Source organism: Sphingomonas bacterium, assembly GCF_028289855.1.
Lineage (GTDB): Bacteria > Pseudomonadota > Alphaproteobacteria > Sphingomonadales > Sphingomonadaceae > Sphingomonas.
The window spans coordinates 1-20,865 of the sequence record NZ_JAQGKZ010000002.1 but is presented as its reverse complement, the minus strand read 5'-3'; the positions used below and the strand labels follow the sequence as shown (position 1 = coordinate 20,865).

The following is a 20,865-nucleotide window of genomic DNA, read 5'->3' as shown; positions in this document are numbered from 1 at the left end:
CTCAGCGCGCCGCGGGCGTCAAGCACCGCCAGCGGCGCGCCGCTGCCCAAATATCGCCGGGCCGCGCCATCGCCGCGCCTGGCAGCGACGACGCGCCACCCCGCCGCCGCGGCGATCGCCGACAGCTCGCCACGCTGCCGGAACGACAGCAGGAACAGCGAGTCCCCGGTCGGAAGGTCGTGGACGTTCATCTCCACGCGCATAGCCCCAGCGGGGTTAACATCGCCATTCCGCAATCGAGCTTGCGGGCACGTGCCGGAAACCCTAGCTCTCCCTTCGATGGCGTCCCAACCCGCCCTGATCGACCGTCATGGCCGCACGATCAGCTATCTGCGCGTGTCGGTGACCGACCGCTGCGACCTGCGCTGCCGGTACTGCATGGCGGAAGAGATGACGTTTCTCCCCAAGAGCGCCCTGCTCGCGCTGGAGGAGATCGCGATCATCGCCGAACGCTTCATCGCGCGCGGGGTGACCAAGATCCGGCTGAGCGGCGGCGAACCGCTGGTGCGCCGCGACGTGATCGACCTCGCCAACCGGCTTGGACGGCACATCGGGCATGGCCTCGACGAACTGACGATGACCACCAACGGCACGCGGCTGTCGCAGCATGCCGACGCGCTGCATGCCGCCGGCATCCGCCGCATCAACGTCAGCCTCGACAGCCGCGACCCCGATCGCTTTCGCTACATCACCCGGCATGGCGACCTCGACCAAGTGCTTGATGGCATCGCTGCGGCGAAGGCGGCAGGGCTGGCGGTCAAAATCAACATGGTCGCGCTCAAGGGCCTCAACGAAGACGAGATCGCTCCGATGCTGGCGTGGTGCGTCGAACAAGGCCACGATCTCAGCCTGATCGAAACGATGCCGCTCGGAGCGATCGACGAGGACCGCGCCAACCGTTTTCTGCCGTTGACCGGCGTGTTCGCAGAGCTGTCGGAAGCGTTCGCACTGGCGCGCGACAGCTACACCAGCGGCGGACCGGCACGGTATTGGCGCGTCAGCGCCAGCGGCACCCGGCTTGGGCTGATTTCACCGCTAACGGCGAATTTCTGTGACGGCTGCAACCGTGTTCGGCTGACTACCGAAGGACGGCTCTATTCGTGCCTGGGGCACGACGATCAGGTCGACCTGAAGGCCGCGCTGCGAAGCAGCGGCATTGTGAGCTTGGACAACGCAATCGACGAAGCGATCGCGATCAAGCCCGCCCGTCACGATTTTCGCATCGCCACCGGCGCCACCCCCGCGGTTTCGCGTCACATGAGCGTCACCGGCGGATGACCAAACGTGCGTTGCTCGCGTCACCGACGCCGGACGCGCAGGACGCCGAACGTGCATTGCGCGATGCCTATGACTGGGTGGCGGTCGAGGACGCGGAGCTGATCGTCGCGCTCGGCGGCGATGGGTATATGCTGCAGACGCTCCACACCTTGTTCGAACGGCGCAGCGACCCGGTACCCGTGTTCGGGATGAACCTGGGCACGGTCGGCTTCCTGATGAACGAATGGCGCAGCGAGGGTCTCGACGCCAGGCTCGACGGCGCCAAATCGTTCAAGGTCACGCCGCTCGAAATGACCGCGCGGACCGTTGCCGGCGAGGAGTTCGTGCTGCCCGCGATCAACGAGGTCTCGCTGCTCCGCGAAACGCGCCAGGCCGCCAAGCTCGAAGTCACCGTGAATGGCCGCGTCGTGCTGGAAGAGTTAGTGTGCGACGGCATCCTCGCCGCAACGCCCGCCGGATCGACCGCGTATAATCTGTCTGCGAATGGCCCGATTCTGCCGCTCGGCGCAGCGATGATCGCGCTGACCCCGATCTCGGCGTTCCGCCCGCGGCGCTGGCGCGGCGCGATCCTGCCCGAAAAGGCGCGGATCGGGCTGCGGATCCTCGATGCCGCCAAGCGCCCGGTGTCGGCGGTGGCGGATCAGCGCGAAGTTCGCGACGTGGCGCAAGTCGATATCGAGATCGATCGCAGCCGCGAGCTGACGTTGCTATTCGATCCCGAACATGCGCTCGACGATCGCATCACGATGGAGCAATTCACGTCGTAGGCGTGGGGGCTTGCATCGCTTTGGGGGCCGTTTATAGAGCCCCCCTTCGGCGCTGTTCCCTGATAGCTCAGTGGTAGAGCATTCGACTGTTAATCGAACGGCCGTAGGTTCGAATCCTACTCAGGGAGCCAGCGCCGGCTTTCCCAAATCGCTGAAATTATTCCGAAACGCTCGTTTCGAAGGGTTTTGGAGCAAAACCCGTTCATCCTGCGTTCCACCTATTCGCGATAGGATGGATCGGTTAGAACTATCGGCGAACGGAGAATTGTGATGGCGTATTCATTTCGCCGCGCATCGGCCCTCGGCCTGATCGCGGCTTCGACGCTGGCGCTAGCCGGCTGCATGACCGAAACCAGCTATCGCCCCGCGACGGGCAGCGGCTTCTCGCGCGAAGGTTATAGCGAGCGGCAGGTCGAGGCGAACCGTTTCCAGGTAACCTTTGCCGGCAACACGATGACGTCGCGCGACACGGTCGAGCGTTATCTGCTGTTCCGATCGGCGGAGCTGACCACTCAGCAGGGCTATGACTATTTCATCATGGCCGACCGCGACACCGACAAGAAGCAGCGTACCTATGCGACCCCCAGCTTCGGCAGTGGGTTCGGGTATGGCTATGGCGGCTGGGGTCCGCGTTGGCGCTATTACGGGCGCGGTTACGGCTGGCGTTCGTGGGAACCGTTCGGGGGTGACCCGTTCTTCGACCGCGACATCGACATCAACACGGTCGAAAAATACGAAGCGACCGCTGAGATCGTGTTGGGCAAGGGTCCGAAACCCGCTGGCAACGTCCGCGCCTTCGATGCCAGGGCGGTCATGGCCAATATCGGGCCGACGATCGTCCTGCCGAAGTAAGCGGCACGTCCACGCAAACGAAAAGGCCGGGGAGCGATCCCCGGCCTTTTTGGTTTCAGGCGACCTGTCCGTGGCAATGTTTGTATTTCAGCCCCGACCCGCACGGGCACGGCGCATTGCGGCTAACCTTGCCTTCCCACTCCTCGGGATCGGTGCCGAGGTCGGGTTCCTCGGGCCGCACATAGGATAACGGCGGCAACGTCGTCGTCACCGTGCCGAGCGCACCACCATCGAGATCGCGCGTGTCGTCGTCGCCCGTAAACGGGTCGAAATGCTGCGTGATGAAATCGGGCAGCTCGGGCAGTTCGGGCGCCGGCTGGAAACGGAACTCGGCATGCGCGAGCGTCCGAGTCACGTCCTCGCGGATCGATGACAGCATCCGCTCGAACAGCGCGAACGCTTCCTGCTTATACTCGTTGATCGGCGTCTTTTGCGCATAAGCGCGCAAGTGAATGACCTGGCGCAACGCGTCGAGCGTCGCGAGATGCTCCTTCCAGTGATGGTCGAGATTCTGGAGCAGGATCGACTTTTCGATGCTGGTCCAGGTCGGCGCGTCGATGTCGGTACTTTTCTCCGTTACCAGCGCGTCGGCCGCCTCCCGCAACCGCGTTTCGACCATTTCGGCATCGACCGATTCCTCGGTCAGCCAGTCGTCGATCGGCGGCGTGATGCCCAACAACTCGGTCGCCTTGGTCTTCATGCCCTCGACATCCCATTGCTCGGGATACGATCCGGGCGGGCACGAATCGCCGACGATCGAATTGACCGTTTCGGCGCGCATGTCCTCGACCACATCCCCGACAGCGTCGGCGTCCATGATGTCGGCGCGCTGTTCGTAGACGACCTTGCGCTGGTCGTTCATCACGTCGTCATATTCGACGACCTGCTTGCGAATGTCGTAGTTGCGGGCTTCGACCTTCTTCTGCGCGGTCTCGATCGCCTTCGACATCCAGCGCGACGGGGGCAGCGCCTCACCGTCCTCCAGGCTCGATCGCATCATCTTGGCGAACAAGGTGTTCGGGCCGAAGATGCGCAGCAGATCGTCGTCGAGGCTGAGGTAGAAGCGCGACAGGCCGGGGTCGCCCTGGCGCCCCGATCGGCCGCGCAGCTGATTGTCGATGCGGCGGCTTTCGTGACGCTCGGTACCGAGTACGAACAACCCGCCAGCGGCGAGCACGGCAGCCTTCTCAACCGCGATTTCCTCGCGGATCCGCTCGATCGCCTTGTCGCGCTCGGGTCCTTCGGGAATCTCGGCCAGTTCGTCACCGATGCGGAACTCCAGATTGCCGCCCAGCTGAATGTCGGTGCCGCGGCCCGCCATGTTGGTTGCGATCGTTACCGCGCCCTTGCGGCCCGCCTGAGCGACGATGTGCGCCTCCATCTCGTGATGACGCGCGTTGAGCACCTTGTGCGGCACGCCTTCCTGGACAAGGAATTCGGCGAGCATTTCGGACTTTTCGATCGACACGGTGCCGACCAGCATCGGCTGGCCCTTGTCCGAATGCTCCTTGATCGTCTTGGCGATCCCGCGGAACTTGTCCTCGATATCCTTGTAGAACGTGTCTTCCTCGTCGATCCGCGCGACCGCGACGTTGGTCGGGATCGACACGACGTTCATCTTGTAGATGTCGTAGAATTCCGCCGCCTCGGTCGCCGCGGTGCCGGTCATGCCCGACAGCTTCGGGTACATGCGGAAATAATTCTGGAAGGTGATCGAGGCCATCGTCTGGTTCTCGGGCTCGATCTCGACGCCTTCCTTGGCCTCGACCGCCTGGTGCAGCCCGTCCGACCAGCGCCGCCCGTCCATCATGCGGCCGGTGAACTCGTCGATGATGATGACCTTGTCGTCCTTGACGATGTAATCGATGTCGCGCTTGAACATCATGTTGGCGCGGAGCGCCTGGTTGAGGTGGTGCACCACCTGCGTATTCTCGAAATCGTAAAGGTTGGTACCCTGAAGCAGCCCGGCGGTCTCGAGCATCCGCTCGACCGTCTCGGTACCATCCTCGGTCAGCGTGACCGACTTCTGCTTTTCGTCCTTCTCATACGTGTCGGTCGCGAGCTGCTTCACCACCGCATCGACCTGCTTGTAGAGCTCGGACTTGTCGTCGGTCGGGCCGGAAATGATCAACGGGGTGCGCGCTTCGTCGATCAGCACCGAATCGACCTCATCGACGATCGCCATTGCGAACGGGCGCTGGACCATCGTCTCGCGATCGTATTTCATGTTGTCGCGCAGATAGTCGAAACCGAATTCGTTGTTGGTGCCGTAGGTGATGTCCGACCCGTATGCCTGCTTGCGCTGGTGATCGGTCAGATTGGGGATGATCACCCCCACCGTCATGCCCAGGAACGTGTAGATCCGCCCCATCCACTCGGCATCGCGCGCGGCAAGGTAATCGTTGACGGTGATGACGTGCACGCCCTTTTCGGGGAGCGCATTGAGATAAACGGCGAGCGTCGCGACCAGAGTCTTGCCTTCGCCGGTGCGCATCTCGGCGATTTCGCCACGGTGGAGCACGATGCCCCCGATCATCTGGACGTCGAAATGCCGCATCCCGAGCGCGCGCACCGATGCTTCGCGAACGGTCGCGAATGCTTCGGGCAGGACGTCGTCGAGCTTTTCGCCGTTCGCCAGCCGCTCGCGGAACAAGACGGTCTGGTTGGCCAGCGTCGCGTCGTCCATCGCCTGAAGCGTCGGCTCGAACGCGTTGATCTTGTTGACGATCGACCCGAGCGACTTGACGTATCGATCATTGGACGAACCGAAGATGGTTTTGGCAATTCCGCCAAGCATGATGATATTCCCGTAAATTGAGTGCGCGCGGCGCCGTGCGGCCCGCATCGATGAATCGGCGATGTGGTGGGGTTCGGCGCAGGGCCGAACGACCGCGGCTTATTCGCGCCTGCGGCTCGCAAAAGCGGGGACGCTATCGGTCAGCGCGAAGGCGGGAAGCGGGACGACGATGCTGTGGGCCGGACCCGCAATCGATTGGGCCGGCCGCGATGCGACCCGAAGCCGGGCACTCGCCGTCGCCGTGACCGCGCTCGCCACGCTACTGCTCAACGCCGCCGGGGTGACCGGCGCACGCACGCCCGCCGTGCCGCTGAGCGCGGACAAGAGGGCGGAGAGGAGCAGGATCAGGTTCAAACGACTACTTCACGAACGATGGAGCGCCGTCACATAGGGATGAGACCGGCTAAGGTCTAATCAAAAGCGCCAACGCGGGGCCTCGCGATCAGCCGGCCAGCACCCAGTTTGTGGTAATGGGATATCGAAACTCCATTGGCTTGCCCTGGAGATCGAGCTGGATGACGAAGCGCGCTCGCTTCACCGCAAGATCGCACGTCTTACGGTCGAGCGCTTCGAAACCGCTGCTTTTTGTAATCGTGCAAGCGATCGGTACCCCTTTTTTGCTGACCGTCAGCTGTAGCGACACGCGCCCCTGTTCGCCGCGCTTTTTGGACTCCTTCGGATAATCCCTGTCGGTGAACCACATGCCCGGATTGCCAGAAGGATAGCCCCGCCGCGAGACATTGGACGGCGGTGTTGGTGTGGTGGCGGCGCAACGGAGAGTATAGTTTGCGCTGCCAGTGCAAGGATCGTGGCGATCATCATTTAGCAGCCTTTGGGCCAGCGGAAATGAGCGGTTGCGGCGGAGGACCGGCGGCAGGCGGTTCCGTGGGCGGAGGGGGCGCCGCCTCGAGCTTCCAGCGCACCGACGAACTCCACTGGCTCGCCACCGGCTTGTTCTTCTTATCGCGCGGCGGCGTGAAGCGGCCGTTGGCGATCATCAGGTTGCACGTCGTTTCGTCGAGCAACGGGGATTCAGACGACGTCGTGACCTTGCAGTCTGACACCGTGCCGGTTTCATCGATGGTCAGTTTGAAGGACACCCTCCCCTCTTCCGCGGACGCCTTCGCCGCAGGTGGATAAGCGTTTGCCGGAATCCACGAACCGGGATTGCCGATCGGTGTGGCGCGCGGCAATGGCTCCTCCTGCGCAATGGCGAGCGATGCGAGCCCGCCAACCCCAGCAGCCAACGCCATGAATTTGATCAGTCGCATGCCCTCTCCCTGTCGTATCGACCCTAGCCGAAGCCCGCCCGGCTTGTCACCCGGCGCGGCTTTGCGTTGCGTCGCGGCGGCCGTATGAGGCGCGGATGACCGACCGCTCCCCCCTCGCCCCGACTGCGCTGCCCGATTTACCCGAGGTTGCGGGGGTAACGCGCCGCGTCGCGCGGGCGCAATACAAGACGTGGGATCGTTGCGACCTGACCTATGTCGAGCTCACGCCCGGCACCGCCGTCGCCGGAGTGTTGACCAGGAGTAAGTGCGCCTCGCCAGAGGTCGATTGGTGCCGCGCAGCGCTGGTTCTGGGCCGCGCCCGCGCGCTGGTGGTCAATGCCGGCAATTCGAACGCGTTCACCGGCGACCGCGGCCGGCATGCGGTCGAGGGGCTGGTCGCGCGGGTCGCGCAGCATCTCGGCTGCCAGCCATCGGATGTGTTCGTCGCTTCGACCGGGGTGATCGGGGTGCCCTTGCCGCTCGACAAGACCGAGGCGGGGCTGAGCGCAGCGTTCGACGCTGAGCCGTGCGACTGGATCGCGGCGGCCGAGACGATCATGACCACCGACACCTTCGCCAAGGTCGCGGTAACGAATGCGGTGATCGGCGACCCTTCGACGGGCTCAGGGCAGGCCGTCAGCCTGGTCGGAATTATCAAGGGGTCGGGGATGATCATGCCGGACATGGCGACGATGCTCGGCTTCGTGTTTACCGACGCGGCGGTCGACCCGGTCTGGCTCCAGGCCGCGCTTTCGGCGGCAAACACCAAAAGCTTTTCATGTATTACCGTCGACAGCGACACATCGACAAGTGACACCGTGCTCGCGTTCGCCACCGGGACGGCGGGCAATGTCGCGATCGCGCACGAGGACGATCCCGGCGCCGATGCGTTCCGCGCGGCGCTCGACGACCTGTGTCTGCAACTCGCGCACCTGGTGGTCCGCGACGGCGAGGGTGCGAGCAAGTTCATCCGCATCGATGTGGGCGGCGCCGAGAGTGACGAGAGCGCGCATCGGATCGGCATGAGCATCGCCAACTCGCCTTTGGTCAAGACCGCGATCGCCGGCGAGGACGCCAATTGGGGCCGCGTGGTGATGGCGGTCGGCAAGGCCGGCGAGCCCGCCGAACGCGACCGGCTAGCGATCCGCTTTGGCGAGACGCAGGTCGCGAAGGACGGGCTGGCAGTCGAGGGCTATGACGAAACCCCGGTCGCCGCACATTTGAAGGGACAGGACATCGAGATCGGCGTCGATCTCGGCCTCGGCGAAGGTCGCGCGACCGTGTGGACGTGCGACCTGACACACGGCTACATCTCGATCAACGCGGACTATCGCAGCTGATCTTGACCGGGCGCGTGCCGACGCTAGACGGCAATCGCCGCATCGTCGCGGCATCAAGACAGGAGGCCGTCATGCCACGCATGGACCAGCTCGCCGACCTGCCCTGCTTTCGAAGTCAGTTCGAAACGGCGTAAGGGATATCCGTCAGAAACGAACGTGAAGCGCGGCTTCCGCTTCGTTCACGGTGACGTCGAGCTTATCGAAAAACTTGGCCGCAACGATCCGTGCCCGTGCGGCTCTGCGCGCCGGTTTCAAGGCGTGTTGCCTGAAAAGCGGCTGCTTTCGACGGCGCCCAACGGCATGACTATTATCGCTGAATAAGAAAAAGGGCCGCATCCGGCGGGATGCAGCCCTTTTTTCAGGAGTTCAGGCGGCCGAGCTGGCAGCCGATCCGAGTTCGCCCTCAAGCCATGCCTTGATCCGACCCTTGGGTTCGGCACCGACCTTGGTCGCGGCGGGAGCGCCGCCCTTGAACAGGATCATCGTCGGGATGCCGCGCACGCCGTACTTGGCTGGTGCGTCGGGGTGCTCGTCGATGTTGAGCTTGGCGATCGTCACTTGCCCGCCTAGTTCCTCTGCGATTTCCTCCAGGCTGGGGCCGATCATCTTGCACGGGCCGCACCATTCGGCCCAGAAATCGACCAGCACTGGCTTGTCGGAATCGAGCACGTCGCTCTGAAAGCTGTCGTCGGTAATCGCCACGGTACCCATCGATAAATCTCCTTTGACGCCGAATGTAGTGGCGCGCGCGCGCTTGCTCAACGGCTTTGGCCCTAGCTTTGCTCCGTCGCGACCAAGCCGGGCTTGTGCGCGGCGAGCAAGTCTGCGGGCAAATCGAACAGGCGCGGTGCAGCGGTGTAGAGCAACGCCGCCTCGATCGCGCGGCCGGGGAAGATGACCCGCAAAGCTTCGGTGTATGCGGCCATCTGGCGGAGGTGGAAGACAGGCACCTCGTCGAGATTGAGCGGCACGCGGCGGCCGGTCTTGAAATCGACGACGCGGATACGGCCAGGCTCCACCAGCAGGCGATCGACCGTGCCGGCGATGACGTGCCCGCCAGGGACGACTGCGGAGATCGGGGCTTCGCCCAGCGAATCTGGACCAAACAACGCGGCGTGTGCGGGATCGCCGATGATCCCGCACACGGTCTCGGCGATATCGCGCCGGGCATCCGCATCGGTCACACCTCCGACGCCGGCCAGCCACTTGTCGGCAGCGATGGAACGGCGCTCAGCTGCGACGGCGGGTAGCCGTTCGAACAGTGCGTGGATCAACCGTCCGCGCTCGGCGGCCGCACGCATCACCGCGCTCGGCGGCGGATCGGGCACATCGTCTTCGCCGATTGACGACGGCGCGAGCGGGCGCGGCGGACGTGCCTCGACCGGCGCGGGCCGGCGCGCCCATTCGGGCAGCGCGACAATCTCGGCGGCGGCCTTCATTTCAGGCTTGGCGGCGACCGCCGACTGCGGTTCGCTACCCGCGAACGACCGCCGCGCGTCCGGCGTATCGACCGCGCCCAGTCCGGCCAGCGCCGCGTCGGCCACCGCGTACCAACTATTGTCCGACGGCACGCCGTTGGCGCGCGGGCCAAGCGCGCCGGCGATCTCCAGCCGCTCCTCAGCTCTGGTCGCTGCGACGTAGAACAGCCGCCAATGCTCGGCGAGTTCGCGCGCGTCGGCGGTGTCGATCGCCTCCGCCAGCGGCCCTGACCGCTGGTCCTTTTTGGGGCGGAAGATCGGCAGCTTGACCCCGTCCGCCACCTCCCATTCCATCGTCGACCGCGGCCGCGCTTCGGGATCGGCGGTCGCGTCGGCCAGAATCACCAACGGCGCTTGCAATCCCTTGGCGCCGTGCACCGTAATCACGCGCACCGCGTCGAGCGGCGCCGACGGATCGCGCACGATTTCGACATCGCCGCGGTCGAACCAGTCGAGGAAGCGTTGCAGCGAGGGGATCGCGACGCGTTCGAACTCCAGCGCGGCGTTGAGCAATTCGTCGATCGGATCGCGCGCTTCCTGCCCCAGCCGCCGCAGCAGCTTGCGCCGCCCGTCGAGTGGTCCGGTCAGCATCTCCTCAAGGAACACATACGGCGTGGTGAAATCGGCGCGGCGTAGCATCGCGAGGAGGGGTTCGATCCGGTCCGCCGGTTGTGTGGCCTGAAGGTGCTGCCACAGCCCGCCGCGCCGCTTCATCGCCGCGTGCATCAACTCGTCCTGACTCCACCCGATCAGCGGTGAAACCAGCAGGCTGGCGAGCGCGAGGTCGTCCTGCGGCTGAAGCACGAAGCGGATCGCGGCCAGCAGATCCTGCACCGCTAGCGGTGCGGTCAGCCGCAAGCGATCGACCCCGGCGACCGGCACCCCTTCCGCGTACAATCGCGCGACGATCAGCGAGGCTAGTTCGCCGCGGCGCTTGACCAGGATCATGACGTCCTCGGGGCGCAGCGGCCGGCCCTTGCTCTCCAGCATCACCGGTTCGTCGAGCCACGCTTTAACCTGCCGTGCGATTCGCGTGGCGTGCGCGCGGACAGCGTCGGCGATCCAGCCTTCCTCTTCGCCTTCGGCTTCGTCGGCGAGCGTCGGCGACCACAAATTGACCTGGCCCGGTCCGGCGACTTTGCTGACGTGGCGTTCGAGCTCGACGTCCCCCATCCCCCCCGCCGGCATCGCGCCGATCGCGGCATCGACAAATTCGAGGATCGGCGCGGTCGAGCGGAACGAGGCGGTGAGCGAAAGCTGCTCGAACGGGATCGGTTCGACCTCGGGCAGTTCGCTGTAAACGTCGGCGCGCTGGCGGAACGATTGCTCGGCGGCGCTGAAGAAGATCGGGTCGGTGCCCTGAAAGCCGAAAATCGCCTGCTTGTGATCGCCGACCGTGAACAGGGTTCGCACCTTTCGATCCTTCGCGCCGGCGCCGGCAAAGAAATCATCCACCACCGCATTCACGATCTGCCACTGCTTCAAATTGGTGTCCTGCGCTTCGTCGATCAGCACGTGATCGGTCGCCTGGTCGAGCTTGTAGCGCACCCATTCGCCCATCCCGGGCTGGCCGAGTAGATCGACCGTCGCACGGATCAAATCGTCGACATCGACCGCGCCGGCGCGGCGCTTCGCACTGCGATCCGCCTCGGCATAATCGCGCCCGACGACCAGCCCCTGCGCGAGCAGATCGGCATATGCAGCCCGGGTGCGCAACGCGAGCAACGCGGCGCATTCGTCGTAGAAGAACGTCGCGGTGGGAGCATAATCGGGGTCTTGCGGCGCCTGGCCCTTGCCGAACGAGCGCATGTCGCCGTCGGCCTTGGCCCAGACGCGGTGGAGCGTTTCGAGACCCGCCACTCGCTCGACCGGCGACAATTCGAGCCAGTCGCGAATCAGCCCGGCGCGCTCCAACCCGCCCTTCGTCCCCCAGCCGAGGTTGAAATCATGGAGGACGCGCAACCCTTCCTCGTCGACGCCCGCGCATCCATCGGCGATCACCGCCTCGATATCGCCGCTCGGCAGATCGAGCGCGTGGCGGATGAATGGCTGCACCCCCTCGCCCATCGGCAGCGCCGCGAGCGCATCCGGCGCCTTGGCACAGGCGTGGAGGAAGCTCTCCGCCCCGCCCTCGCCCAGCACCTTGCTCAGCGCGCCGATCGCCGCGGTCGGGCCGCTCCGCCCTTCGCGCTCGGCATCGACCAGCATCGCTGCAAGCGCCTCATGCGCCAGCTGCGCTTCCTCACGCGCTTCGAGCGGGCGGAACCCCGGCACCAGCCCCGCCTCGACCGGAAACGCCGCGAGCAGCGACTGGCAGAAGCCGTGGATCGTCTGGATACGTAACCCGCCGCCCGGCGCGTCGAGGACCTTGGCGAACAGCGTACGAGCCAACTCGATTTGCTTCCGGCCTCCGTCTTCGCCCAACGCACGCAGGTCGTTGAACAACAGCGTCTCATCCATCCGCACCCACGCCGCCAACCGCGCGTTGATCCGCCCTGCCATTTCAGCCGCGCCGGCCTTGGTGAAGGTCAGGCACAGGATCGCGCCCGGATCGGTGCCGCCGAGCAGCAGGCGATAAACTCGCGCCGCCAGCACCTGGGTCTTGCCCGTGCCCGCCGACGCCGCGAGCCAGACATGCGCGCCCGGATTACTCGCGCGCGCCTGTTCGTCGACTAACGCCGGAAGGTTGCCGGCGGCCTTACTCACGCCCGTACCATTCATCGCGGCGCATCAACTGGTCGTAATCGCCATAGGGCGCATATTCGGGACGCAGCTTGGCGGTGAACGGCTCGGTTCCGGTCAACCACTTGGCCGCCGCGCCTTCGAAGTTGCGCGTCGCGCGGGCGACGAATTCGTCGGCGGGGATCGGATCGCGCTTCTTCGGATCGCACGGGCTTTCGACATAGCCGAACCCGCCGCTGCGGTAATTGCGCGCCAGCGACCAATATTCGAAGCCCGTTGCGGTGCCAGTGACATTGGCGAACTTGCCGCGTTCGGCGATCAACCCGAGCAAGCCGAGTTGCAAGCTGAACCCCTCGCGAACCGCCGCGATCGAGGGCGGCTGGCCGGTCTTGTAATCGACTACAACCAGGCTGCCGTCGTCGCGCCGGTCGATCCGGTCGAACCGCCCGGTCAGCTCGACCCCGAACAGTTCGAGTGTCCCCCGCCCTTCGACAGCGAGGATGCTGCGCTCGCTCGCGCGCGCCTCGACCTCGCCGGCGACCCAGTCGATCGCCTCGCGCAGCCGCGGCCCCCACAAGGCGCGGATCATCGGGTGAGTGCGCTGGTCCGTCAGGAGCCGCTCGACTCGCGGGCGCAGCGCTGCGGGCGCGGCGGCGTCCTGTTCGAACCAATCCTGCAGGATCGCATGCACCTGGTTGCCGCGCCATGCCGGGCTGGGATCGGCATCGACCGCGTCGATCGGCGACACCTTCAGTACCTTGCGCGCATAAAACGCGAACGGATCGGCCTTGAGCGTATCGACCTCGGTCACCGAAATGCGATGCGGGCGGTCCTCTGGCGCGGGTGCGGGGCGGTCGGCGGGGAGGTGCTCGCCCGGATCATCGATTGCCGCCGCCCAGCGCGCGAGATCGGGCGCATAGTCGAAGCGCTCACCGGCCAGCGCCTCGAGCCGCAACCAGAAGCGCGACGCCAAAGTCGGCGAACGGCCATCGCGCCGGGACCTTGTGATCAGCACGTATGGCGCGCCCAACGCATTGGCGAAATCGTGCGCGGCGACGCCGATATTGCGCTCCAGCCCCGGCAGCCCGAGCTCGGCGCGGATGCGCGGCGCGAGCCAGGGGTCGGGCTGAGCGATGGCGGGCCACGTCCCTTCGTTCAGCCCGCCCAGGATCATCAGGTCGGCGCTCTGCAAGCGCGCCTCGATCAAACCGTAGATTGCGAGCCGCGGATGCCCACCCTGCGGCGGGCGCACCGCGACTTCCTCCATCAGCGTGCGCAGCAGCGGTGCGACGCTGGCCGGGTCGGCGAGCGGCGGACCGTTCGCTGCCTGGATTTCTAGTTCGGCGAGCAATTCGGCCGCAGCGCGCCCAGCCGGGCCGGCCCACAGCATATCGCCGCATAAGGCCTGCGCGGTTTCGCGCAACGTCGCGATCATCGCCGTCAGCGGTTGCTCGCCCTCGCCGAAGCATTGCGCGATCGGTTCGAGCAGCGCGCGGATGTCGGGCCATGCCAACAGCGCCGCCGCGCGAATCTGGGCTTCGCGCTCGTCGCCGTCGCGCAGATGCGCATCGACCCCGCCGAGCCCTGGCGCCGGTCGCGGTCCCCGTAGCGCCCGGTCGAGCGCGCGCGCGCCGTCGAGCCACAAGGTGCGCGGCGGTCCGTTCTGCACCAGCGGATGCTTGAGCAAGGCGAGCAACGCCAGCGGCGCGAAATCCTGCGCCGCGGCTTCCGCCAGTACGGTCAGCAACGTGCCCGGCGCGCGCGTCGCCAGCGGGCGGCCCGCGGTATCGTCGATCGCGATCCCCCAGCGCGCGCAATGCGCCGCGACACGTTCGGCAAGCGCGCGGTCCGGGGTGACCAGCGCCGCCGTCCGCCACGGCGTCTCGAGCGCCTCCCGCAACGCCAGCGCGATCGTCTGCGCCTCGTCAGCGGCGGTCGCCAGTTCGACCGCGCGGATCCCCGCCAGCCGCCGCCGATCGGCGTCGAGCGTCGTCCACTTGCCAGTGAAATCGGCTGGCGCGAGCGCGTTGGCGATGGCCCGGCCGCGCGCCAGCGATGCGTCGTGATCCGACCCTGCCGACCATTGCCGCACCTCACCCCGCCCCGCCCCGATCCGGTCGAGCAGCAGCTTGAGCTGGAACTGCGGATGAGTCTCGATCGACCGCTTGCGCAGGTCGGTATCGGGGTCGGGCTTGTGCGGGCCGAGCGCATCCCATTCCTCGGCGGGCATTTCCAGCGCGAGATCCTGGAACACGACGGTGCCTTCGGGCAGTTCGGCGGTTCCGCGCAGCAACGCCGCGACCGCGGGCGCCGGATCGCTAATGCCGGCGGCACAGACGAAACCCGCGGGCGGCAATTCCTTCCATCGCGCCGCAAGCCGCTCGAGCATCCGAGCCCGTCGCTCTGCCGCGTCGGTCGCGCCGATCCGCGAGAGTTCAGCCGGCCAGCGATCGATCACCAGTTCGAACAATTCGCGCGCCCGGTCCCAATGCTCTGATAGCGCTTCGGTCAATTCGAGTTTGCGCAACCTCTCCGGCGGAATTCCTTCGACCAACAATTGATCGAGCGTCCGCGCCAGCGCCCCCGCCAGCCGCACCGCCTCGTCCGCGGTTACTGGGGCGCCCTCCCGCGTCCGCGCTTCGCCGACCAACCGCGCCAAGACCATCCGCCGCGCGAGCGGCGCAACCGGAGGTGGTAGCGGCGCCTCATCATCCGCGGGATCGAGCATCGCGCCCGCCGCTTCGTCGAGCGACGGATCGCCGATCGTGACGAGCCGCGGCAGCAGCAACCCGCCGCCGCTCGCGCGCACGAACGCATCCTGCACCGCGCGCCTTCCGCGATTGTTGGGCAACAACACCATCCCGCGCGCCAGCCGCAGCGGATCGTCGCCGTATCGCTTCATCAGCCCCGCGACGAGAGAGTCCGCGAACGCGCGCTGCGCGGGGATCGTGTAGAGCGCGAGGCCGCGCTCAGGCATCGATCAGGAGCGCCTCTGTTTTGGCGATGGCGGGCGGCGATCCCACGTCGAACCACAGTCCCTGATGGACGAAGCCGTACGCGCGTCCGTCCTCGATAGAGCGAACCCAGAACAAGTTGGTCGAGAACGGCCCCTCCGGCCAGTCGCGGATCACCCGCGGCGACAGGATCTGCACCCCCGTATAGACGAATGGCGCGACGCGGCCCGGCTTGCGGCGGCCGGTGATCTTGCCTTGCGCGTCGAGGTGGAAATCGCCCCGACCGGGATGATTATGCGCGCGGGCATACGGCACGACGAGCAACAATGCGTCCATCGTCGCATCGTCCCAGCGCGACGCGAGCAGTTTGATCGTGTCGGCGGGGCCATCGACCCATAGATTGTCGGCGTTGACGACGAGGAACGGCTTGTCGCCGATCATCTCGCGCGCCTTCACGATCCCGCCGCCGGTTTCCATCAGCGTGTCGCGCTCGTCGGACACGATCACTTCGATATCCTTCACGCGCGCTCTGAGGTGCGCCTCAAGCGCATCGGCGAGGTAATGGACGTTGACCACCGCGCGCTTGATGCCGCCTGCGCGCAGCCGGTCGAACACATGGTCGAGCAACGCCTGACCCGCCACCGGGATCAGCGGCTTGGGCCGCGTCGCGGTCAGCGGGCGCATGCGCTTGCCGATCCCCGCCGCCATCACCATTGCGGTTTCGGGCACCGCACCACCGGGATCGGGGCGGATCGACAGCGTGCGCTTGGCGTTCATGCGCTGGCGACTTCCATGGGGTCGCCGCGCTTGTCGGCCGGGATATTGGCGTCGAACCACGCCTTGACGGGGCCGAGCGCGGGATGGTCGAGATCGAAGTTGAGGTAGCGCCAGACGCGCGGGCACAGTGCCGGATAACGCGGCTTCCCGTCGCGTTGCCACAGCCGCGTGAAGATCCCGACGATCTTGGCGTTCCGCTGTGCGCCGAGCACGTGATAGGCGGCGTCGAAATCGGCGCCCGCGCCGGTGATTCTGCGATAGCGATCTAGCATGGCGCCCTCAATCGCCGGCTCGACATCGCGCCGCGCGTCTTGCAGCAGCGAGACAAGATCGTACGCCGGGTGGCCAGCGGCGGCATCCTGGAAATCGAGCAGCCCGAGCGCTTCGGTCCCACCGATCAGCATCAGGTTTTCGGCATGATAGTCCCGCAGCACCGTCACCGGCTCAGCCGCCAACGCCGTCTCGAACACCGCATCCCACGCTGCACGATATTCGTCGATGCTCACATCCAGCCCGACCGCGGGGCAGTACCATTCGACCAGCAAATCAGCCTCGCGATGCATCTCCTTGCGGTCATACGCCTTCCATGGCCCCGCCGGTTCGTCGCGCAAGCGAATGAGGATATCCACCGCCGCCTCGTACAACCGCAGCAGCGATTCGGGCGCGGCATCGACCGTCTCGCGCATCCGCGCATCGCCGAAATCCTCGAGCAGGACGAGACCTTGCGTCAGATCGGTGCCGAAAATCGCCGGCGCCGGAAAGCCGCGTGTCGTCAGCCATTCGGCGACGTCGAGGAACGGCTTCGGGTCCTCGTGTGGCGGGGGCGCATCCATCAGGATAGCGCTGCGGCCATGATCCGCAACGCGGAAATAGCGCCGGAACGACGCATCGCCCGCGAGCGGCAGCACGTCGGCGTCGCCCCATCCCAGCTGATCGAGGAAAGCGGCGGCGCCCGCCGGCGGGTTCATGTCAGGGGCCATCGGCCCTCCCATGCCGTGGGCACGCTTGCTGTCAAGGCGCGACCGCCATCCGGTGCGAAGTCCAGGCTCAACGCCAGCGCTTCGGGCCAGTGCCCCGGCGCGCGTTCGGGCCATTCGACGACCAGCACCGACTCCGCTTGCGCTTCGTCGAGGCCGAGTTCCTCGATCTCTTGCGGATCCTCGATCCGATACAGATCGACGTGCATGACCGGCAGTCGAGTCTCGGGCGGCGCGTAGGGCTGGACGATCGCGAAGGTCGGCGATGGCGCTTCGCCTGCCAGCCCCAGCGCGGCGAGCAAGCCCCGCGCGATGCTGGTCTTTCCCGCGCCGAGCGGGCCGGAGAGCGTTATGACGTCGCCAGCCGCAGCCACCCTCGCCAGCGCGGCGCCCAACTCCTCGCTGTCCTGCGGCATCCCGAGGTGCATCAACGCGGCAGTTCGACCGTCAGCAGCGTCCCCGCGCCGGGTTCCGATAGCAACTGGATAGTGCCGCCATGCGCCTCGGCGAATTGCTTCGCGAGCGGTAGGCCGAGCCCGAGCGCGCGGTCTTCGTCGTGCACCGTGGGCTCCGCGAACTGGTCGAACGCCCTATCGACCGCGCTTTGATCCATGCCCGCCCCATCGTCAGACACGACAATCCGCGCGCGCGCCGGGTCGCCGTCGGTATGGAGAAGCACTCGACCGCCCTCGTCGACCCCAGCGACCGCATGGCGCAGCAAATGCTCGACCATCTCGCGCAATTTCTTGGCGTCGCCCTTCACGGAGCCGGTCGATGGCGCAACCTCGATTGCAAAGTCTATCATCTTGCGCTTGGCCGCGGGTGCGACGGCTTCGGCGGCGGTGTAGGCGATGCTTTCGAGATCGATGTCCCGGCGCTCGATCTTGCGCTCGCCTTCGGTCAAATCGAGCACGTCGTCCACCAATGCCGACAGTCGCGCAACCGACTCCAGAATGGCATCGACATAGCCGTCTGCTTGTTTAGACAGCTTTCCTGCGTAACCCTCGCCCATCATCTCGGCGAAGCCCTGAATCGACGTCAGCGGCGTGCGCAATTCGTAGCTCATATTGGCGACGAATGCCGTCTTGACGCGGTCCGCCGCCTCAAGCGCCTCATTACGGTCGCGCAAAGCCTGCTCGGCGCGGCGGCTGTCGGAAATGTCGAGCATCGTGAACAGCGCGTTGCCGTCGGGCAACGGTACGCCCGCGAACTCGAAATGCCGCCCGTCGGCGAACGCGACGCGGCCTGCGCGTTGTGTGCGCCCGACTGCCGCTGATCGCACTAGTTCGGCTATAACACCGGCGCGGCTGGGCTGGGCGAGTTTGTTCGATCCTTGCTCGACCAGGGCGTCGATGCGCGGATGCGTCGCCAGGAACGCTTCCTCAAACCCCCAAATCTGACGGAATTTGTCGTTCCAGATCTGCAGCCGCCCGTCACCGGCGAACACGCCTAGCGCCTCGAACAGATTGTCGAACGTCGCGGTCCGGACGCGCAATAGTGTATCGCGGGCGCTGGCGAGTTGGACCTGCTCCGTGCGATCCTCGAAGATCAACAGCAATCCGCCGTCGGGCAGCGGATGCCCGACCACGCGCAGATGCGTGCCGCCAGGCAATGTCCAGCTTTCCTCGATCGCGCCGGTTGCAGCGAGGAACCAGTCGCGACGCTCGGCCTTCCAGCCGGGAAAATCGCGCACTTCGGGCAAGCGATTGGACTCGCGCATGCGTTCGAGCACGCGGTCGAATTCGGGCCGGTCGGCAAGCCATTCGCCGCGCATCGCGAACATCCGCTGGAACGGCTGGTTGCAGAAGGTCAGCGACTTATCGGCAGCGAATTGCGCGACGCCAGCCGACAGCCGGTCGAGCATCACGCGTTGCGCATCGGCGAACCGCTTGATCCCACCGCGCGCCTGTTCGAGCTCATCGACGTCGATCGCGAATCCCGCCACGCCGCCGGGCGGGGTCGGCAGCGGCACGTCGTGCACGCGCAGCATCCGCCGCGCGCCATTGATCGTCGCCGGCAAGGTCGCGGTCGCAGGCCGGTCGCTGTCGCGCGCCTTGACCGCACTGGCGAGCGGCCCGCCCGCGCCCGATCCCTCGATCAATTCGACCCCGCGCGCCACGACATCGCGCGCGTCCTGCCCCTCGACCGCGCGGACATAGGCGGAGTTGACCATCGCCAGCCGCAAATCGGGGCCGCGATACCACATGGGCAACGGCGCGGCCTCGATCAGCCCTTTTAGCGCGGCAAAGGCGTCGGTCAGTTGCGCGGTTTCGCCGAGCAATTGCCCGATCTGCGCCTGGCTTTCGGTCGCATCGAAAAACCAGATGATCACGCCGCCGGGCGCGCCCATCTCTCGCGGCGCGCGCTGGCCCCGCGCGGTCAGCGTGCGGGCGGAGCCTTGCGAACGGATCGCCAGCACGAACGGTTCGCCTGCCTTCTGCGCCGCGGTCACCGCAGCGCTCAACATCGCGGCGTCCTCGCTGGTGAGCCCAGCACCGGGCGTCACCATGTCGTCGAGAAACCGCGGCGGTGGCACCAACCCGAGCCAGTCGGCCAACCGATCAGGTAATTCGAGCCGACCGTCGGCACGCACGACCATCGCCAAGGCTGGCCCGGAAGCGAGCAAGGACGACAGCTTATCGTTATCGACCGCGGTCGCGCCAGCCGCCGCCTTGGCACGCAGGCCGGCGTACAGCACCCAGCACGTGGCGACGATCGCCAGCGCGAGCGCTGCTCCAACCAACCCTAACGCGCCAGTGGACAGCGCCGCCTCCCTTGTCCGACCCTCAGTCGGATCAGCGGTAGCACACCTTCTTCACGGTGCTCACCACCTTGTCGGCGGAAATCAGCGCAAGTTTCTCCAGGTTCGCCGCATAAGGCAACGGCACGTCCTCGTCGGTGACGCGCAGCACTGGCGCGTCTAGGTCGTCGAACCCCTCCTCCATCACGAACGCCGCGACTTCGGCGGCGATCGAGCAGGTCGGCCAGCCTTCCTCGGCGACGACGATGCGATTGGTCTTGGCGAGGCTCTTGAGCACCGTCGCCTTGTCGAGCGGGCGCAGCGTGCGCAGGTCGATAACCTCGGCGTCGATCCCTTCCTCGGCCAGCTTATCGGCGGCTTCGAGCGATACCCCCACGCCGATCGAATAGCTCACGATCGTAACGTCCTTGCCCTCGCGCATGATCCGCGCCCTGCCGATCGGCAGGACGTAATCGTCGAGCGCGGGCACGTCGAAGCTGCGACCGTAGAGCAATTCGTTTTCGAGGAAGACGACCGGATCTTCGGTGCGGATCGCGGCCTTGAGCAGCCCCTTGGCGTCGGCCGCGTCGTAGGGCGCGATGACGATCAGGCCGGGGACGCTGGCGTACCACGGCCCATAGTTCTGCGAATGCTGTGCGCCGACGCGGCTCGCCGCGCCATTGGGGCCGCGAAACACGATCGGACAGCGCATCTGACCGCCCGACATGTAATTGGTCTTCGCCGCCGAATTGACGATATGGTCGATCGCCTGCATCGCGAAATTGAAGGTCATGAACTCGACGATCGGGCGAAGTCCGCCCATCGCCGCGCCCGCGCCCAATCCGGCAAAGCCATATTCGGTGATCGGCGTGTCCACGACGCGCTTGGCCCCGAACTCATCGAGCAGGCCCTGGGTGACCTTGTAGGCGCCCTGATACTCCGCGACTTCCTC

General features: G+C 66.1%; 17 protein-coding genes and 1 tRNA gene. 6 read left to right on the top strand and 12 right to left on the bottom strand.

What is annotated here, in order from left to right:
- The coding region (locus tag JWM94_RS00120; protein WP_299419312.1) for a hypothetical protein at positions 1-191 on the bottom strand (191 nt) is incomplete at its 3' end.
- A gap of 88 nt (positions 192-279) precedes the next feature.
- On the opposite strand from JWM94_RS00120, the gene moaA reads away from it, so the two are divergent.
- From moaA to JWM94_RS00100, 4 genes are all read left to right on the top strand, one after another.
- Positions 280-1,278: a GTP 3',8-cyclase MoaA gene (moaA, locus tag JWM94_RS00115; protein ID WP_299419309.1), complete on the top strand. Its 999-nt coding sequence runs from the start codon at positions 280-282 to the stop codon at positions 1,276-1,278.
- Complete coding sequence (locus tag JWM94_RS00110; RefSeq protein WP_299419306.1) at positions 1,275-2,045, top strand: NAD kinase; 771 nt, start codon at positions 1,275-1,277, stop codon at positions 2,043-2,045. Before moaA ends, JWM94_RS00110 begins: the two co-directional genes overlap by 4 nt.
- A 56-nt stretch (positions 2,046-2,101) precedes the next feature.
- Positions 2,102-2,176 (top strand) — tRNA-Asn (locus JWM94_RS00105).
- A gap of 139 nt (positions 2,177-2,315) precedes the next feature.
- The gene (locus tag JWM94_RS00100; RefSeq protein WP_299419303.1) at positions 2,316-2,897 is read left to right on the top strand and encodes a hypothetical protein; all 582 of its coding nucleotides are present in this window, start codon (positions 2,316-2,318) and stop codon (positions 2,895-2,897) included.
- A gap of 55 nt (positions 2,898-2,952) precedes the next feature.
- Here the strand turns inward: JWM94_RS00100 and secA are convergent, their stop codons facing one another.
- The 3 genes from secA to JWM94_RS00085 form a co-directional block, all read right to left on the bottom strand.
- Positions 2,953-5,694, bottom strand: coding sequence for a preprotein translocase subunit SecA (secA, locus tag JWM94_RS00095; protein WP_299419299.1), 2,742 nt, complete (start codon positions 5,692-5,694; stop codon positions 2,953-2,955).
- Positions 5,695-6,136: 442 nt separating this feature from the next.
- Positions 6,137-6,397 (bottom strand): energy transducer TonB, encoded by a 261-nt coding sequence (locus JWM94_RS00090; protein WP_299419295.1) that lies wholly within the window; start codon positions 6,395-6,397, stop codon positions 6,137-6,139.
- 115 nt (positions 6,398-6,512) lie between these two features.
- Positions 6,513-6,965 (bottom strand): energy transducer TonB, encoded by a 453-nt coding sequence (locus tag JWM94_RS00085; RefSeq protein ID WP_299419292.1) that lies wholly within the window; start codon positions 6,963-6,965, stop codon positions 6,513-6,515.
- 95 nt (positions 6,966-7,060) lie between these two features.
- Here JWM94_RS00085 and argJ point away from each other — a divergent pair, with 95 nt between their 5' ends.
- Positions 7,061-8,305, top strand: a complete 1,245-nt coding sequence (gene argJ / locus JWM94_RS00080; RefSeq protein WP_299419287.1) for a bifunctional glutamate N-acetyltransferase/amino-acid acetyltransferase ArgJ — start codon at positions 7,061-7,063, stop codon at positions 8,303-8,305.
- A gap of 156 nt (positions 8,306-8,461) precedes the next feature.
- Complete coding sequence (locus tag JWM94_RS00075; RefSeq protein WP_299419282.1) at positions 8,462-8,626, top strand: SEC-C metal-binding domain-containing protein; 165 nt, start codon at positions 8,462-8,464, stop codon at positions 8,624-8,626.
- Positions 8,627-8,671: 45 nt separating this feature from the next.
- Here the strand turns inward: JWM94_RS00075 and trxA are convergent, their stop codons facing one another.
- The 8 genes from trxA to JWM94_RS00035 form a co-directional block, all read right to left on the bottom strand.
- Entirely contained in the window at positions 8,672-9,016 is a 345-nt protein-coding gene (trxA, locus tag JWM94_RS00070; RefSeq protein WP_299419279.1) for a thioredoxin TrxA, read from the bottom strand.
- Between the two features lie 62 nt (positions 9,017-9,078).
- Positions 9,079-12,504 (bottom strand): double-strand break repair helicase AddA, encoded by a 3,426-nt coding sequence (gene addA / locus JWM94_RS00065; protein WP_299419275.1) that lies wholly within the window; start codon positions 12,502-12,504, stop codon positions 9,079-9,081.
- The gene (gene addB / locus JWM94_RS00060) at positions 12,482-15,442 is read right to left on the bottom strand and encodes a double-strand break repair protein AddB (RefSeq protein ID WP_299419272.1); all 2,961 of its coding nucleotides are present in this window, start codon (positions 15,440-15,442) and stop codon (positions 12,482-12,484) included. Before addB ends, addA begins: the two co-directional genes overlap by 23 nt.
- Positions 15,435-16,196 carry a nucleotidyltransferase family protein gene (locus tag JWM94_RS00055; RefSeq protein WP_299419270.1) on the bottom strand — a complete coding sequence of 254 codons (762 nt, stop codon included), beginning with the start codon at positions 16,194-16,196 and terminating at the stop codon, positions 15,435-15,437. Before JWM94_RS00055 ends, addB begins: the two co-directional genes overlap by 8 nt.
- On the bottom strand, positions 16,193-17,164 hold the full coding sequence (locus JWM94_RS00050; protein WP_299419316.1) for a phosphotransferase: 972 nt from the start codon (positions 17,162-17,164) through the stop codon (positions 16,193-16,195). Before JWM94_RS00050 ends, JWM94_RS00055 begins: the two co-directional genes overlap by 4 nt.
- On the bottom strand, positions 17,161-17,601 hold the full coding sequence (gene tsaE / locus JWM94_RS00045; RefSeq protein WP_299419267.1) for a tRNA (adenosine(37)-N6)-threonylcarbamoyltransferase complex ATPase subunit type 1 TsaE: 441 nt from the start codon (positions 17,599-17,601) through the stop codon (positions 17,161-17,163). Before tsaE ends, JWM94_RS00050 begins: the two co-directional genes overlap by 4 nt.
- Positions 17,601-19,916: a PAS domain-containing sensor histidine kinase gene (locus JWM94_RS00040; RefSeq protein ID WP_299419264.1), complete on the bottom strand. Its 2,316-nt coding sequence runs from the start codon at positions 19,914-19,916 to the stop codon at positions 17,601-17,603. The genes tsaE and JWM94_RS00040 overlap by 1 nt, the downstream gene beginning before the upstream one ends.
- Before the next feature lie 52 nt (positions 19,917-19,968).
- Positions 19,969-20,865, bottom strand: an 897-nt coding sequence (locus JWM94_RS00035) for a pyruvate dehydrogenase complex E1 component subunit beta (protein WP_299419260.1), incomplete at its 5' end; no start/stop codon positions are given.

Coding starts and splice junctions, on each gene's coding strand:
- moaA (WP_299419309.1), top strand. CDS start 280: ATGGCGTCCCAACCCGCCCTGATCGACCGTCATGGCCGCACGATCAGC.
- JWM94_RS00110 (WP_299419306.1), top strand. CDS start 1,275: ATGACCAAACGTGCGTTGCTCGCGTCACCGACGCCGGACGCGCAGGAC.
- JWM94_RS00100 (WP_299419303.1), top strand. CDS start 2,316: ATGGCGTATTCATTTCGCCGCGCATCGGCCCTCGGCCTGATCGCGGCT.
- secA (WP_299419299.1), bottom strand. CDS start 5,694: ATGCTTGGCGGAATTGCCAAAACCATCTTCGGTTCGTCCAATGATCGA.
- JWM94_RS00090 (WP_299419295.1), bottom strand. CDS start 6,397: ATGTGGTTCACCGACAGGGATTATCCGAAGGAGTCCAAAAAGCGCGGC.
- JWM94_RS00085 (WP_299419292.1), bottom strand. CDS start 6,965: ATGCGACTGATCAAATTCATGGCGTTGGCTGCTGGGGTTGGCGGGCTC.
- argJ (WP_299419287.1), top strand. CDS start 7,061: ATGACCGACCGCTCCCCCCTCGCCCCGACTGCGCTGCCCGATTTACCC.
- trxA (WP_299419279.1), bottom strand. CDS start 9,016: ATGGGTACCGTGGCGATTACCGACGACAGCTTTCAGAGCGACGTGCTC.
- addA (WP_299419275.1), bottom strand. CDS start 12,504: ATGAATGGTACGGGCGTGAGTAAGGCCGCCGGCAACCTTCCGGCGTTA.
- addB (WP_299419272.1), bottom strand. CDS start 15,442: ATGCCTGAGCGCGGCCTCGCGCTCTACACGATCCCCGCGCAGCGCGCG.
- JWM94_RS00055 (WP_299419270.1), bottom strand. CDS start 16,196: ATGAACGCCAAGCGCACGCTGTCGATCCGCCCCGATCCCGGTGGTGCG.
- JWM94_RS00050 (WP_299419316.1), bottom strand. CDS start 17,164: ATGAACCCGCCGGCGGGCGCCGCCGCTTTCCTCGATCAGCTGGGATGG.
- tsaE (WP_299419267.1), bottom strand. CDS start 17,601: ATGCACCTCGGGATGCCGCAGGACAGCGAGGAGTTGGGCGCCGCGCTG.